The organism is Sporosarcina sp. FSL K6-1508, from assembly GCF_038007465.1.
Taxonomy (GTDB): Bacteria; Bacillota; Bacilli; order Bacillales_A; family Planococcaceae; genus Sporosarcina; species Sporosarcina psychrophila_B.
On sequence record NZ_JBBOXF010000001.1, the window covers coordinates 1,717,741 to 1,733,439 of the forward strand.

Annotated in this window: 12 protein-coding genes and 1 pseudogene; 7 read left to right on the forward strand and 6 right to left on the reverse strand. The window is 37.0% G+C overall.

All coding sequences use genetic code 11. The features are described from left to right. The first annotated feature begins 39 nt into the window (after positions 1-39). From MKZ11_RS08525 to MKZ11_RS08535, 3 genes are all read left to right on the forward strand, one after another. Positions 40-1,155, forward strand: coding sequence for an IS4 family transposase (locus tag MKZ11_RS08525; protein WP_340792764.1), 1,116 nt, complete (start codon positions 40-42; stop codon positions 1,153-1,155). Between the two features lie 235 nt (positions 1,156-1,390). Further along, a complete protein-coding gene (locus tag MKZ11_RS08530; RefSeq protein ID WP_340796952.1) occupies positions 1,391-1,858 on the forward strand; it encodes a restriction endonuclease subunit S in 468 nt (155 codons plus the stop codon). A 15-nt stretch (positions 1,859-1,873) separates the two neighbouring features. After that, the gene (locus MKZ11_RS08535) at positions 1,874-4,861 is read left to right on the forward strand and encodes a type I restriction endonuclease subunit R (protein WP_340793814.1); all 2,988 of its coding nucleotides are present in this window, start codon (positions 1,874-1,876) and stop codon (positions 4,859-4,861) included. Between the two features lie 270 nt (positions 4,862-5,131). Here MKZ11_RS08535 and tnpC (MKZ11_RS08540) read toward each other — a convergent pair whose 3' ends face one another. The 3 genes from tnpC (MKZ11_RS08540) to tnpA (MKZ11_RS08550) are packed head-to-tail and all read right to left on the reverse strand — an operon-like array spanning position 5,132 to position 7,430. Beyond that, positions 5,132-6,733 carry an IS66 family transposase gene (tnpC, locus tag MKZ11_RS08540; RefSeq protein ID WP_445327036.1) on the reverse strand — a complete coding sequence of 534 codons (1,602 nt, stop codon included), beginning with the start codon at positions 6,731-6,733 and terminating at the stop codon, positions 5,132-5,134. 27 nt (positions 6,734-6,760) lie between these two features. Continuing rightward, complete coding sequence (gene tnpB, locus MKZ11_RS08545) at positions 6,761-7,117, reverse strand: IS66 family insertion sequence element accessory protein TnpB (protein ID WP_340793818.1); 357 nt, start codon at positions 7,115-7,117, stop codon at positions 6,761-6,763. Further along, the gene (gene tnpA, locus MKZ11_RS08550) at positions 7,107-7,430 is read right to left on the reverse strand and encodes an IS66 family insertion sequence element accessory protein TnpA (RefSeq protein ID WP_340793820.1); all 324 of its coding nucleotides are present in this window, start codon (positions 7,428-7,430) and stop codon (positions 7,107-7,109) included. Before tnpA (MKZ11_RS08550) ends, tnpB (MKZ11_RS08545) begins: the two co-directional genes overlap by 11 nt. Before the next feature lie 104 nt (positions 7,431-7,534). Between tnpA (MKZ11_RS08550) and MKZ11_RS08555 the strand changes: the two are divergent. Continuing rightward, positions 7,535-8,356, forward strand: a pseudogene (locus tag MKZ11_RS08555) (GmrSD restriction endonuclease domain-containing protein); the annotation flags it as partial. A 48-nt stretch (positions 8,357-8,404) separates the two neighbouring features. On the opposite strand, the gene tnpC (MKZ11_RS08560) reads toward MKZ11_RS08555, so the two are convergent. From tnpC (MKZ11_RS08560) to tnpA (MKZ11_RS08570), 3 genes are read right to left on the reverse strand one after another with little or no spacing between them, the layout of a single operon-like run. Continuing rightward, positions 8,405-10,006, reverse strand: a complete 1,602-nt coding sequence (gene tnpC / locus MKZ11_RS08560; RefSeq protein ID WP_445327037.1) for an IS66 family transposase — start codon at positions 10,004-10,006, stop codon at positions 8,405-8,407. A 27-nt stretch (positions 10,007-10,033) separates the two neighbouring features. Continuing rightward, entirely contained in the window at positions 10,034-10,390 is a 357-nt protein-coding gene (gene tnpB / locus MKZ11_RS08565; protein WP_340793818.1) for an IS66 family insertion sequence element accessory protein TnpB, read from the reverse strand. After that, the gene (gene tnpA, locus MKZ11_RS08570; RefSeq protein ID WP_340793820.1) at positions 10,380-10,703 is read right to left on the reverse strand and encodes an IS66 family insertion sequence element accessory protein TnpA; all 324 of its coding nucleotides are present in this window, start codon (positions 10,701-10,703) and stop codon (positions 10,380-10,382) included. The genes tnpB (MKZ11_RS08565) and tnpA (MKZ11_RS08570) overlap by 11 nt, the downstream gene beginning before the upstream one ends. 124 nt (positions 10,704-10,827) lie before the next feature. Between tnpA (MKZ11_RS08570) and MKZ11_RS08575 the strand changes: the two genes are divergently transcribed. The 3 genes from MKZ11_RS08575 (at position 10,828) to MKZ11_RS08585 (ending at position 15,589) form a co-directional block, all read left to right on the forward strand. Further along, the gene (locus tag MKZ11_RS08575) at positions 10,828-11,436 is read left to right on the forward strand and encodes a hypothetical protein (RefSeq protein WP_340793825.1); all 609 of its coding nucleotides are present in this window, start codon (positions 10,828-10,830) and stop codon (positions 11,434-11,436) included. A 757-nt stretch (positions 11,437-12,193) separates the two neighbouring features. Then, positions 12,194-12,937 (forward strand): hypothetical protein, encoded by a 744-nt coding sequence (locus MKZ11_RS08580; RefSeq protein ID WP_340793827.1) that lies wholly within the window; start codon positions 12,194-12,196, stop codon positions 12,935-12,937. A 699-nt stretch (positions 12,938-13,636) separates the two neighbouring features. Continuing rightward, the gene (locus MKZ11_RS08585; RefSeq protein WP_340793829.1) at positions 13,637-15,589 is read left to right on the forward strand and encodes an LTA synthase family protein; all 1,953 of its coding nucleotides are present in this window, start codon (positions 13,637-13,639) and stop codon (positions 15,587-15,589) included. Positions 15,590-15,699: the final 110 nt, after the last annotated feature.

Consider the following 15,699-nt stretch of genomic DNA (forward strand, 5'->3'; position numbering starts at 1 on the left):
GTGGTAACCCGTCCAAATCCACTAAAAAAGGAACTACTCATGGACAAGATTACACGAAAAACTTCATTTGGACAATGGTTTTCACCTATTAATATTCAATTAGTTGAAGAAAACGTGAAAACAATGAGATTAGATGCTTATACGAAGAAACTTACGACAGATTCATTCTTAAAATTACTGCTTTTTGCACAGCTTCATGAAACGGAAAGTCTGCACGCGCTGAGTGATTGTCTTTTTAATAAACATCTTCAAGTCAGCACAAACCTTGATTCTATAAGCGTTTCTCAATTATCCCGCAGGCTCAATGGAATGAATCCCGTGCTATTTCAACAACTTTTTCTTGATTTAGTCGCGCAAATTCATCAAAAAACAAATTATGCCAAAATCACTATGCCTTTAAAAATCATTGATTCGAGCACATTGCCACTCAATTTAACCAATCACCGATGGGCTAAATTCCGCAAAACGAAAGCTGGGGTAAAGCTTCATTTACGTCTTGTGTTTATGGAAAAAGGAACGTCCTATCCTGAAAAAGCCGTGCTTACAACAGCGAATGAACATGATCGTAATCAGCTTGAAGTCATGGTTGATGACAAGGAATGCATGTATGTTTTCGACCGTGGATATTTAGATTACGAACGTTTCGATCGCATGACAGATGACGGCTACTTTTTCTTATCCAGACTACGTAAAAATGCAGTAATCCATGAATGTGAAGACTTCCAATTGCCAGAAGGCACAACGGTATTATCGGATCAAGCGGTGTTGATTGGTACAACTCAAAATCGTGCTGAAAACATCTTTCGCTTACTCAAAGTAATAGACTCGAAAGGGAATGAACTACAACTCATCACCAATCGGTTTGACCTGAGTGCAGACGAAATCTCCGAGATGTACAAATCACGCTGGGCAATTGAACTGTTTTTTAAATGGATCAAACAACATTTGAACATCAAAAAGTTCTATGGTCAAAGCGAATGGGCCATTCATAATCAGGTATATATCGCACTCATCGTATATTGCTTGAATGTGTTGGTGCAAATAAAGACACGGAGTAAACATAAAATCTTGAAAATTAGTCGCTATTTAAAGGCTTCTCTTTGGAAACCTGCACATATTTGGATTCGTAAAATCAAAGGGACAGCAGTCCCGTAACAACTAAACTGTCGTTGCCGCAAATGTCTAATTGTAAATAAAAACCAAATGGACGGACCACCTTTATTGGAGTGTATATCTTTTTGGCTCAACGCCGTAAAAATAAATAGTAAGAATTTTAAATCATTTTTTTATGCAACACTAGTGATGTGAAATAAGAAATTTAAAAGCTGAAGAAGAAACGGATTTAATTTATGTAGGGTTAGAAAATATTGAGTCTAAGAGTGGACGCTATATACAAAGTGAAAATGTAGAAATCGAAGGTACTGCAACTAAATTTTATGGGGGAGATGTTTTGTTTGGTAAACTTAGACCATATTTATCCAAAACACTTCTTGCAGATTTTAATGGTCGATGTTCGACGGAAATTTTAGTAATGAAAGTTCTATCAAATACTATTGTAAATGAGCTATTTAAATATATCTTACTTTCACCTAATTTTATTGATGAAATTAATTCTTCAACTTATGGATCAAAAATGCCTAGAGCCAATTGGGATTTCATAGGTAATACGTTTATACCAGTGCCGTTATTAGATGAGCAATTTGAGATTTTAAGTAAAATAAAAGAAACAGAGAAAACTATTTTTTTATTAATCAAAAAGTTGAATTTACAAATTCAAAAACTAAAAGAATACCGCCAAGCCCTAATTTACGAAGCAGTAACAGGCAAAATTGATGTGCAAGATATGGAACTTGATTAAGTGAGGTGAACAGTAGTGGCAGTGGATACATCTGAAAAAGGCTTTGAAACGAATATTGAAGCGGCATTGATTGCGAATGGATATAAAAAGCGTGTGCTTGAAGGTGAGGCGAGTGTGCTTTTTAAGCAGTATGCACTAGATGTAGAGGAGCTATTTGTGTTTTTAGAGGCTACGCAGGAAAAGCGTATGCGTACGTTAGAGAAGTCTTATGGTCCAAATTATAAAGAGCAGGTGCTAAAGCGTATTACGCATCAGCTACATCGACAAGGCTTAGTGCATTGTTTACGTAAAGGCATTCAAGATCGTGGTGTGACACTTCAGCTAGCGATTAATAAACCGCCTACGGATATGAATAAAACGCTTAATGAGCAGTATCAGAAAAATCGTTTTACGGTTTCACGCCAAGTGTATTACAGTGATAAGCATAGTAATAGCTTAGACATGGTGCTGTTTTTAAATGGTCTTCCACTAATTGTGATGGAGTTGAAAAATCCATTAACGAGACAGACAGTCGAGCATGCGATGAAGCAATTAAAGCTTGACCGTAATCCGAATGAGCAGCTATTTAAATTTAATGAACGTGTAGCGGTTTATTTTGCCGTAGATACAGATGAAGTATTTATGACAACCAAACTAGCGAAGGAAGAAACCTATTTCTTACCGTTCAATAAAGGGAATAATGGTGGGAAAGGTAATCCATTATCTTATCAAGGAGATTATCGTACGCACTATTTATGGGATGAAATTTTAGCGCCAGATAGCCTACTCGATATTTTATTCCGCTTCATCTTTATAAAACAGGATGATATTTTAGACTCGAATGGTGAATTGAAACATGTACGTCAAATGCTGATATTCCCTCGTTTCCACCAACTTGATGTTGTACGTAAGCTAGAAACAGATGTCGAAGCTAAGCAAGTTGGGCATAACTATTTAATTCAGCATTCGGCCGGCTCTGGCAAAACGAACTCGATTTCATGGCTAGCACACCGTTTAGCAAAGCTACATGATGATGAAAATAATTCGACGTTTAGTAGCGTTATTGTTATTACGGACCGTCGTGTTTTGGACAAGCAGTTGCAAGATGCGATTTATCAATTAGAACATAAAGCTGGCTTAGTAGAACGTATTAACCAAGATTCAGCGCAGTTAGCAAATGCGATTAACAATGAAACACGTATCATTATTACGACGCTGCAAAAATTTCCATACATTATGGAAAAAGTATCAGATTTAGAGCGTAAAAAATATGCGGTTATTATTGATGAAGCGCACTCTTCACAAGGTGGGAAAGCTTCTACAGCATTGACTAATATTTTATCGGACAAGTCATTAGAGGATGCGTACGAGGAAGATCGTATTGCGGAGGAGTTAGGTGACTTAGAAGAGCAAATCGTTGAAACGATTATGAAAAGTGGTAAGCAGGATAACGTTTCATTCTTTGCGTTTACAGCGACACCTAAGCCAAAGACGCTAGAGAAATTTGGGAAGGTTGGTGCCGATGGTAAGCCAGGTGCTTTCCATGAATACACAATGCGTCAGGCGATTGAAGAAGGCTTTATTTTAGATGTGCTAGAAAACTACACAACATATAAAACGTTCTGGAAAATTGCTAAGACAATAGATAATGATCCAGAAGTGTCACAAAAGCAAGCAACGAAAAAGCTCGCACAGTATGTATCACTGCATCCGCATAGTATAGCGCAAAAGACAGAAATCATCATCGAGCATTATCGTAACTTTACAAGCAAAAAAATTGATGGTCGTGCAAAAGCAATGGTTGTTACATCAAGCCGTTTACATGCGGTACGTTATAAAATCGCCTTCGATAAGTACATCGATGAAATGGGTTACGATGATTTGAAAACGGTTGTAGCTTTCTCTGGTACGGTAAAAGACGGTGAAATACCTTATACCGAAACAGATATGAACGGCTTCTCTGACAAGGAGCTACCGACGAAATTCAACTCAGACGAGTATCAGTTACTGTTAGTAGCAGAAAAATATCAAACAGGATTTGATGAGCCGCTACTGCACACAATGTATGTAGATAAGCCGTTAAATAGCATTAAAGCCGTACAAACACTATCTCGTTTAAATCGTACATGCCCAGGTAAGGATGATACATTCGTCCTTGATTTCGTGAACAATCCAGAAGAAATTAAAGACTCATTTCAGCCCTATTATGAAACGACAAATTTATCTGCTGTAACGGACCCCAATATTTTATATGACTTACAAGCCGAACTAGAGCCGTTCCAAGTGTATACAGAGGAAGAGGTAACAGCAGTCAATGAAATCGAGTTTTCTGGCGGTGTGCAAAAATCAGCAAGCAAGCAAAATAAGCTGAATGCTGAAATCGATAAAGGTGTGGAGCGTTTCAAAAAGCTATCAGAGGAAGAAAAGGAAGCATTTAAAGGCGCTGCGACAAAATTCACTCGTACGTATGGTTTCATCTTACAAATCGCAACATTCATTGATGTGGAGCTGCACAAAACATATATTTATCTAGCGTATTTATTGCGCAAGTTGCCACGTGGCAAAGGCGATAAAGATGTGTATTTGGCCGATGATGTGGCATTAGAGTATTACCGCAATCAAAAGGTATTTGAAGGCAGCATAGCGCTTGAAAAGTCAGGCAGCTATGACCTATCACCTCAATCAAACAGTGCTGGTGGGATGGGAGAAGATGAAAAAGTACGATTATCTTCTATTTTAGATAAGCTGAACGAGCGTTTCGGGACGCAATTTACGGAAATCGACTTCCTATCACGTGAGCAAGTAAAAGAAGACATGATGAACAGCGAAGACATCCAGCAAAAAGCGAAAAACAACACGAAAGAAAACTTCAAATTCGCCTTTGAAAAGACGTTCATAGATTTCGTAATTGATCGTATGAGTACCAATCAGGAGTTCTTTATGAAGATACTGGAGAATAATGAGTTTAAAACAGTGATTATGGAAGATATGATGGATGAAGTTTATGGGGAAGTTAATCGATAATGAAAGAGGTGTTTTGTAGTGAGTAACTTTAAAGATAGCAAGATATATAATATTAATGATTTTATTAACTGGTATCACGACGGGTTGTTACAATTGTCACCAAAATATCAAAGAAATCAGATTTGGAATTTGAAAGCCAAATCTTATCTAATTGACACTATCATTAGGGGATTACCAGTTCCACAAGTTTTTTTAAGGCAAAATACAGATGTAAAAACGTAAGCGTCAAATAGCGCCCACCTGTCTTTCAGGGGGCGCTTATTATATGCTTTATTTAGTTTTATTGGGAACGTGGCAATTTGTCGGCAAGGTCTCCGACCATGGAAGTAGTTGATCTAGCGCCTTTGAATCCTCCAAATCTATTAAAGGAAGCTGTTCAAATACGTGGGTTAAATAAACCAATGGATTTAACTGATTTTCTTTAGCAGTTTCCACAATGCTATAAGCAATTGCGCTTGCTTTTGCACCTTTCATAGATTGAGAGAATAACCAGTTCTTGCGTCCAATTACGAAAGGTTTGATAGCACGTTCGGCCCGGTTATTATCGATTTCCAAACGCCCATCCTGTAGAAACATTGTAAGGCGTGTCCATTGATTTCGGCAATACTTGATGGCCTGCCCTAACGCACTTTTAGGCGCGACGCGCGGACTTTGTGTTTGTAGCCAAGTTGAAAAGGCATCCAGCACAGGCTGACTGCGTTCAAGTCGCTCTTTATAGCGTTCTTCAGGGCTGTGATCCTTTAGCGCGCGTTCAATCGCGAATAATTGGTTACAGAAACGCAGCCCTTCCTCCGCAGCACAAGGAGTTTCCTTATTTTTGGCTTCCGCTGGCAAAGCAGTTAAGGCCTCATCGAATTTTCGACGCGAATGTGCCCAACACCCCACCAATTTCACCTTCGGTATATCATTATACCCTTGGTATCCATCGACGTGCAGATATCCCTTAAAGCCTGAAAGGAAGGCTTTCGGATGTTTGGCTGCCCTTGTTTGTTGGTAATCATACAACACTGCAGCCGATGCATCACGCCCCGTCCGATATAACCACATATAGGACTTGGATGTCGCTGGGCGTCCAGGTTCGGCCAGTACTTGAAGTGTTGTTTCATCCGCATGAATAACATCCTGCATCAATAGATAGGTACGGATATGTTCATAAAGATGGATTAGCCAATGAGTTGCCCCGTACATCATCCAGTTCGCTAAAGTCTGACGTGATAAAGGGACACCTAGACGTTCCAATTGTTTTTCTTGTCGGTAGAGAGGCATACCCTCTACGTATTTTTGATTCATGATATAGGCCATCGCCGAAGGCGAAGCCAAACTACCTGGATACATAGGTGCTGGCATCTTCGCTGTGACAATTGGAGTTTCAGTGCCTTCGCGTTCACAATTTCGGCAGCTGTAGACATGGCGTACATGTTCAACGACCTTCACTTGAGCTGGAATGACTTTTAACTCACGTCGTACTTCTGTACTCATTTCGTGTACTTGTTCACCGCAACACAAACAAGCCTGTTCCTCTTCTGATAAACGATAGTGAATCGTTTCAGTTGGCAGGTTTTCAAGCATCGCCTCGATTTGGCCTGTACGTTTTTTTCGACGATAGGTAATCGATTCAAGCGTTGGTTCCTCTACCTTTTCATCCGCTGTGACTTCAGCTTCATTGAAAAGAGAGAGTGCGAGTTGATCTGGATTGGTTTTTTCACTAGAAGCGCCAAATTTTCGTTGTTGGCTGAGGCGAAATTGTTCTTCTAACCAGTTGAGTTTAGCCTGTAGCGCTTCATTTTGTTTTTCCAACTCCATGTTTTTCGCTGCGAGTTCTTCAATTGTAGATGAGATAACTGCTACTGATTTTTCCATAATAAAAGGAATTCGACATGACTCGACGAATTCCTTTTTTTAAATAATGATTTTTGCAGAAACTTTTGGATGAGCTTGTTTTTGTTCATGTGGTAAGCCATCAAGTAGCCAGTGTAATTGTCGATGGCTAATCGCAAGTGGCTGGGTTGTTTGTCCATCGGGCCACTGGAATAGACCGTTTTCCAACCTTCGGTAGTAAAGCCAAAATCCATTATGATCCCAATGTAGGATTTTCAGTTTGTCGCGCTTTCGATTACAGAAGACAAATAAACTAGGGGAAAACGGATCAAGCTGAAAGCTTTCTTGAACGATGACAGCTAATCCATCGATAGATTTTCGTAAATCAGTACGTCCGCAGGCTAAATACACACAATCAACGGGTGTTTTACTTAACATGCGTTTGAAGTACCTGAAGTACTTCCCCTAAAAGTGTAGGGTTGAATCCCTCTTCAATTTGAATGGAAACAACACCTATCGCAAGTGTCAATTGGGAAGGCATACTTACCTTTGGAGCGATTGTATCAAACGAAACCCACTGCTGGGCTGTAGGTGCAGTATCTACTTTTTGCCATTCCTTTTTAAGCCAAGTATACATACTTGGAACACAGATATTATTTGTAGCACACCAGGCTGTTACACTAGATTCACCACTCGCTTTAAATGCTTCAATCCGTGCGTGCCACATGGCTCGCCGTTCGTCTCGTGTCATGAAAAAACCTCCTAACATTGTTAATGTGATTATCACATAACACGAAAGGGGTTAGAAGGTGGGGAGTATTTGACGCTTACGTAAAAACACTTAAAACCTTTAGAGAAGTAATAGATGGCCAACAAAGATTAACCGCAATTATAGAATTCATAAGTGATGATTTTGCAATATTAAAAACACATTATAAAGATTTTGCAGGATGTAAATATTCAGATTTACCAGAGGAAATACAAGAAAGTATTTTAAATTTCGAACTTTCAGTAGAACTAATTAAATCTAAAGATGATGCAATAATTTATGACATGTTTTCAAGGGTTAACACCAACAGTATGACTGTTAATAGACAGGAATTGAGAAATGCAAAATTTTGGGGAGAGTTCAAAGTATTTGTGTATAATCAGGCAACAGAATGGAGAAATATCTTTATTGAGCAAGGTGTTTTTAAAGATAATAATTTTGCTAGAATGCTTGATGTGGAGTTTATTTCTAGTCTAGTTATACAATTGATTGATGGATTTATTTCAGAAAGTCAGCCAAAAATAGATGATTATTATAAAAAATATGATGAGAAATTTGAAAGAATAGATGAGATAGAATATAGAATGAACGAAATAAAATTAGTTATTTCAAAAATATTTAATGATGAAATGTATCAGACGAATTTATTTAACAAAAAAAATTATTTCTACACTTTATTCTCAATTGTTAACAATGAATTATTCACACTTGTAGGATTAGAAGAATGTCGAACTGTAACAACAGGGGGAGGAAATGTTGCGCAAGATTTAATCAGTCCATTGAAAAACTTTGAATCAAAATATACAGAGTATATAAATGATAGTTTATATGATGATGATGAAAGAAAAGATTTTGAAGTGATAGAAAAAAATCATAAAAGTCGAACAACAAATGCAGCGGAAAGGTAAGCGTCAAATAGCGCCCACCTGTCTTTCAGGGGGCGCTTATTATATGCTTTATTTAGTTTTATTGGGAACGTGGCAATTTGTCGGCAAGGTCTCCGACCATGGAAGTAGTTGATCTAGCGCCTTTGAATCCTCCAAATCTATTAAAGGAAGCTGTTCAAATACGTGGGTTAAATAAACCAATGGATTTAACTGATTTTCTTTAGCAGTTTCCACAATGCTATAAGCAATTGCGCTTGCTTTTGCACCTTTCATAGATTGAGAGAATAACCAGTTCTTGCGTCCAATTACGAAAGGTTTGATAGCACGTTCGGCCCGGTTATTATCGATTTCCAAACGCCCATCCTGTAGAAACATTGTAAGGCATGTCCATTGATTTCGGCAATACTTGATGGCCTGCCCTAACGCACTTTTAGGCGCGACGCGCGGACTTTGTGTTTGTAGCCAAGTTGAAAAGGCATCCAGCACAGGCTGACTGCGTTCAAGTCGCTCTTTATAGCGTTCTTCAGGGCTGTGATCCTTTAGCGCGCGTTCAATCGCGAATAATTGGTTACAGAAACGCAGCCCTTCCTCCGCAGCACAAGGAGTTTCCTTATTTTTGGCTTCCGCTGGCAAAGCAGTTAAGGCCTCATCGAATTTTCGACGCGAATGTGCCCAACACCCCACCAATTTCACCTTCGGTATATCATTATACCCTTGGTATCCATCGACGTGCAGATATCCCTTAAAGCCTGAAAGGAAGGCTTTCGGATGTTTGGCTGCCCTTGTTTGTTGGTAATCATACAACACTGCAGCCGATGCATCACGCCCCGTCCGATATAACCACATATAGGACTTGGATGTCGCTGGGCGTCCAGGTTCGGCCAGTACTTGAAGTGTTGTTTCATCCGCATGAATAACATCCTGTATCAATAGATAGGTACGGATATGTTCATAAAGATGGATTAGCCAATGAGTTGCCCCGTACATCATCCAGTTCGCTAAAGTCTGACGTGATAAAGGGACACCTAGACGTTCCAATTGTTTTTCTTGTCGGTAGAGAGGCATACCCTCTACGTATTTTTGATTCATGATATAGGCCATCGCCGAAGGCGAAGCCAAACTACCTGGATACATAGGTGCTGGCATCTTCGCTGTGACAATTGGAGTTTCAGTGCCTTCGCGTTCACAATTTCGGCAGCTGTAGACATGGCGTACATGTTCAACGACCTTCACTTGAGCTGGAATGACTTTTAACTCACGTCGTACTTCTGTACTCATTTCGTGTACTTGTTCACCGCAACACAAACAAGCCTGTTCCTCTTCTGATAAACGATAGTGAATCGTTTCAGTTGGCAGGTTTTCAAGCATCGCCTCGATTTGGCCTGTACGTTTTTTTCGACGATAGGTAATCGATTCAAGCGTTGGTTCCTCTACCTTTTCATCCGCTGTGACTTCAGCTTCATTGAAAAGAGAGAGTGCGAGTTGATCTGGATTGGTTTTTTCACTAGAAGCGCCAAATTTTCGTTGTTGGCTGAGGCGAAATTGTTCTTCTAACCAGTTGAGTTTAGCCTGTAGCGCTTCATTTTGTTTTTCCAACTCCATGTTTTTCGCTGCGAGTTCTTCAATTGTAGATGAGATAACTGCTACTGATTTTTCCATAATAAAAGGAATTCGACATGACTCGACGAATTCCTTTTTTTAAATAATGATTTTTGCAGAAACTTTTGGATGAGCTTGTTTTTGTTCATGTGGTAAGCCATCAAGTAGCCAGTGTAATTGTCGATGGCTAATCGCAAGTGGCTGGGTTGTTTGTCCATCGGGCCACTGGAATAGACCGTTTTCCAACCTTCGGTAGTAAAGCCAAAATCCATTATGATCCCAATGTAGGATTTTCAGTTTGTCGCGCTTTCGATTACAGAAGACAAATAAACTAGGGGAAAACGGATCAAGCTGAAAGCTTTCTTGAACGATGACAGCTAATCCATCGATAGATTTTCGTAAATCAGTACGTCCGCAGGCTAAATACACACAATCAACGGGTGTTTTACTTAACATGCGTTTGAAGTACCTGAAGTACTTCCCCTAAAAGTGTAGGGTTGAACCCCTCTTCAATTTGAATGGAAACAACACCTATCGCAAGTGTCAATTGGGAAGGCATACTTACCTTTGGAGCGATTGTATCAAACGAAACCCACTGCTGGGCTGTAGGTGCAGTATCTACTTTTTGCCATTCCTTTTTAAGCCAAGTATACATACTTGGAACACAGATATTATTTGTAGCACACCAGGCTGTTACGCTAGATTCACCACTCGCTTTAAATGCTTCAATCCGTGCGTGCCACATGGCTCGCCGTTCGTCTCGTGTCATGAAAAAACCTCCTAACATTGTTAATGTGATTATCACATAACACGAAAGGGGTTAGAAGGTGGGGAGTATTTGACGCTTACGCGGAAAGAAAAACTAGAATACGTCTAGTTTATAAATATTTATCATGACAACCATTATCGGTAATTCTGCCCAGATTACTATAGTTGACTTAGCTTATGATAGTTTAATAAGTGATATTGCACATTGGCAATCTATGGTTCAAACTAATACAAACATTTATGATTTAGCTTTTTTTAAAATTTTTGTTAAATTTGAAGGTTATTTAATTACTGTATTTAAAGAATATATTTGTGGAAATAGTTCAATGAGTTATACTCCTGAATGTAAATTAATGTTTGAGGATTTAAGTCATTTTGAAAGATTAATAAAGAGTAATAGCAAAGGTACGTTTATTGATTATTTAAATATAATAGAGAATTTTTCTAAAGAAGTATTTGCCCAAAATAAAAATCCTTTTGATTGTGTTTTTGCTGATGGAGAATTAAAACCAGTATACTTAAAAATGCGTTATATAAGAAATCATATAGCTCATGAGAGTAGCGAATCTAAGCAAACTTATCATAAAAAAGTATTGAGTAACTTGGCATTCGTAGAACCTAACCAACATCTACAAAAAAGAGTGCCTCAGAAAGGGATCACATATTTTACTGAATATGTTTCGGCAATAGAAAAAGCCGCATTAATATTAAAGAATCCTACGCCTTTTTTATAATGAAGAAAATACTTATCGTATTTAAATCCGTAGTCTTTTTCGTAACTAGCGGATAACCCTGATAAATACTGCTATTAAAGCAAATGGCAGTAGAGCTCCCAGAAGCCCTGGCGAGTATGCAGGTTTATCTGCTAATGCATTTAAGAAACTTATCATAATGGGATTATAGGTTTGTTAGATTGATAATGTAAAACGTTTATCAAATAAAGAGATAGATGTGTTTCGAGAAACATACACAGGTAATTATAATTGTGGCAAGATAAAAGAAAAAGCAGAGCATTCGATTTTGTATTAGAATGCTCTGCTTTTTATGGAATGTTCATATGGTATTAACGAATTTAGTGGATAAATTCAAAAAAAAGCCAAATCATAAGTACTTTTGGATACAATTGTGTTCTTGCAGCCTTGTAACAATCGTGTTGTAAATATGAATGAGAACTAATTCAGTTTTTCTCTTTTTGATTAGTGTTGGACCGCTCTCTGTCAGCAACTTCACTATTTTTAAACATTAATTCTAAGTATGATAAATGTGATTTTTTTCTTAAAGGCTATGTTAAAGGTAAAGGTTGACTTTTCGTAAAATGGTATTATGAAGATTAGCCTACAACTAATAAGTTTCAACCTTATGTTTAAAAAAAGTTTGTGAAAGAATGTACTTAAACTAATGTCGCAGGTTAGTTTAATAAGTCATTCAAAATTAGATATAATTGAAGAATGATTTTAAAAACTAAACTAGATAATAGAGAGGATTGCTGAAATGGCGAATATAGGTATTCATTTCAATGATGATGGACAATTAACACCTGAAGATAGAGACAGAAACGAAGATATTATAAATATGGTATGGAATATTTTAAGCAATCAAGCTGGTGATTCGAATAGGGAAAAATATGATGCGGTAAGTAAATTGATGCGAGGTTGGACCTCTATACACACAACAAACGGGGATTATAGAGGGGTGCCATATTTTACACCAAAGGCTTATGAAAAGTATCAACAGTTATGGGAAGAGAATAATCATAAATTAACTCAATTTAGTGCTGTGCTTGGTAAGCATTTTACACATGAACATATTCTTCCTGTTGCGGCAGCGGTTAGATTATTTAATGCAAATAATCAAATAACTGAAGAGCTTGTTCGAGAAGTTCTTTATAATCAGGTAAATGCAGCAGTCGTGACTACTGATGAAGCAAAGTTATTGGATAAAAGTCAATTTAAAGAAAAAATGCCGGAAAGTTTCTATGAAACGGGGAACATATTTGAAAGATATAGGGCTGTCAATTTGTCTTTATTATATGTGGTATGGAGTGAAGGCAATAAAGAAATTGTCGGAGAGCCGAAACCGGTTAACTTGCAAAAAGATGTATTAGATAACCATATTGAACACGCTATGCAGGATTTTATTGAAACAGCCCGTACTAATATACTTGAATTTTTAGATAAGGGAACAGCTGAATTAGAATCTAGAATTAAAGCGAAAAAAGGAAAAAAAGACGAATAATGTACTTAAATAGCTAGCGATTAAGAAACATAGCTTTCTTAAATTAACAAAAAGTTGTAATAAAGAAGACGCAGTTGCTTTTTGAAATTTGTTTTACATGAGTTTGATATGGTTTTTCTGCTTTTTTCCATCATCAATTAATAAAACTGTGTCATTTCAATACTTTTAGAGTTATTTCGATCCCGACCACCGGTATCAGTAGACGAAGATACGTTGCGTCCAATATATAGTGAAAGATCACAAACCTTGATTAAAGAGTTTGTGAAGCCAACATACGTGCGAAAGGTATTATCATAGTTCAAAGCCTTCATAGGAACATCGCAAGCACTTGATCTAAAATAAATATTGTCCACCGCATCGCATTTTTTTTAAAACGTAGTCAAAAGCGTAGTCAAAAATTTATAATAGCAGCTATAAACCCTTGGAAAGGCTGATTATATAATCTTTCTAGATATGGTTGGTTCGACTCCCGCCGTCTCCATATTACAATTTCATTGAGTTTCAATGAACGCCAAAACCCTTGATACAGCAAGGGTTTTGGCGTTTATTTCATGTGGTTTTATTGGATTATAAAAACTTGACGAAAGTGTAAAATGGGAGTAATCTACACTAGTTACAGAAAAGAGTTATTGTAAAGTAACATTTCTTCAATTTACTACCAATAATTTAAATTTAAATAAGTAAAAGGTTGGTGTAAAAATGAAAAATCTAGTAAGTAAAAAAGATTATCTTTTAAACAACTTTTTAAGGGTATATTTATTAGCTGTTTTGACGTTATGGATTAAAACATATATCACTCAAACATTACAATTTGAACTAGGTGTAGAAGGACCTCTTCAACAATTCCTTTTACTAATAAATCCACTTGGTTCAGCATTGCTATTTCTAGGAATTTCATTTTTATTTAGAGGGAAGAAAAAATATACAGCACTAGTTGTTGTTTACACTCTTATGTCTATTCTTTTATATGCGAATGTAGTTTATTACCGGTTTTTTAGTGATTTCATTACATTACCTACACTTTTCCAAACTCAGAATTTCGGGGATTTAGGTGGAAGTGTTCTTTCTTTAATACAACCTTTTGATATCTTGTTCTTTGTGGATGTATTTGTACTGTTTTACCTACGATTCTCAAGAAAAATACAAAAAGAAACAAATCGTTTAGGAACTAAAAAAGCAATAGCAATTATTGCTTTTGCATTAGTAGTATCAATCATAAATTTGGGACTAGCTGAACTTAGTCGTCCGCAACTATTAACTCGGGGTTTTGATAGAAACTATATTGTGAAATATCTAGGAATGTATAACTATTCGATTTATGATTCAGTTGAAACTGTGAAAGCATCATCACAGAGAGCTTTGGCGGATAGTGATGATATTACAGAAGTGATTAACTATACAGCATCTAACTACGCCAAACCCGATGCAGAATATTTTGGTGCAGCAAAAGGAATGAACGTCATCTATTTACATTTAGAATCATTCCAAAACTTTCTTATCAACTACAAATTAATCGGTGAAGAAGTTACACCATTTTTAAATTCATTAACAAAAGATGAGAATACAACGTATTTCGATAACTTCTTCCACCAAACAGGTCAAGGTAAAACTTCCGATGCAGAATTTATGCTGGAAAATTCTATATTTGGGTTACCACAAGGGTCTGCTTATATTACAAAAGCACAAAATACGTACCAAGCAGCTCCTAGTATCTTAAAAGATTATGGTTATACATCAGCTGTATTCCACGGTAATAACGGGAGCTTCTGGAATCGAAATGTAATTTATAAAACATTTGGATTCGATAACTTCTTTGATGCTAGTTATTATGACACGAGTTCTTCAGAAGACATGGCGGAATATGGTTTGTTAGATAAACCATTCTATGAACAATCTGAAGGTCTTTTAAGTTCGTTACCACAACCTTTTTATACGAAATTTATTACGGTAGGAAACCACTTTCCATATAATATTAATCAAGACTTAGTAACAATTGATAAAGCCAATACAGGAGATGTAAGTGTTGACGATTATTTCCAAACGGCGCGTTATACAGATGAAGCAATCAAACAAGTCTTCAACCAATTAAAAGAATTAGGCTTATATGATAATACGATGATTGTTCTTTATGGTGACCATTACGGTATTTCAGATAATCATAATAAAGCGATGGGACAAGTTATGGGGAAAGAAATTACACCATATGAAAGTGCTAATTTACAGCGCGTACCATTATTCATACATGTTCCAGGAATGCAAGGTGGAACCAACCACACTTATGGTGGCCAAACAGACCTTCTTCCAACGTTATTACATTTACTAGGAATTGATACGAAAAAATTCATTCAATTTGGTTCAGATTTATTATCAGAAGAGCGTGATGAAATTGTTCCATTTAGAAATGGCGGTTTTGTCAGTCCTACGATTTATTCAATTAATGGGAAGTTTTATGATAATAAAACAGGCTTACCACTAGATGATAGTCAATTAGAGTTTGCGAATACTATCAAAAAAGAAGTGGATAATAAATTAGAACTTTCCGACAAAGTTGTAAATGGTGACTTATTGAGATTCTATACGCCAACAGGATATACTCCAGTTGATCCTTCTCAGTTCAATTACAACAAAGATGAGAATGTAAAATCTAACTAATGGTTGAAATTTAATGGGCAGTTCAAGAAGATATGTATGATATCAAAGTGTTTATGATCCGATTACTTTATGATATCTTACTGTTATCTTGAATTGCCTTTTTCATTTGC

What these genes read in the sequence shown, in the direction of transcription:
- MKZ11_RS08525 (WP_340792764.1), top strand. Translation starts at nt 40, where the DNA reads ATGGACAAGATTACACGAAAAACTTCATTTGGACAATGGTTTTCACCT.
- tnpB (WP_340793818.1), bottom strand. Translation starts at nt 7,117, where the DNA reads ATGTTAAGTAAAACACCCGTTGATTGTGTGTATTTAGCCTGCGGACGT.
- tnpA (WP_340793820.1), bottom strand. Translation starts at nt 7,430, where the DNA reads ATGACACGAGACGAACGGCGAGCCATGTGGCACGCACGGATTGAAGCA.
- tnpB (WP_340793818.1), bottom strand. Translation starts at nt 10,390, where the DNA reads ATGTTAAGTAAAACACCCGTTGATTGTGTGTATTTAGCCTGCGGACGT.
- tnpA (WP_340793820.1), bottom strand. Translation starts at nt 10,703, where the DNA reads ATGACACGAGACGAACGGCGAGCCATGTGGCACGCACGGATTGAAGCA.
- MKZ11_RS08575 (WP_340793825.1), top strand. Translation starts at nt 10,828, where the DNA reads ATGACAACCATTATCGGTAATTCTGCCCAGATTACTATAGTTGACTTA.
- MKZ11_RS08580 (WP_340793827.1), top strand. Translation starts at nt 12,194, where the DNA reads ATGGCGAATATAGGTATTCATTTCAATGATGATGGACAATTAACACCT.
- MKZ11_RS08585 (WP_340793829.1), top strand. Translation starts at nt 13,637, where the DNA reads ATGAAAAATCTAGTAAGTAAAAAAGATTATCTTTTAAACAACTTTTTA.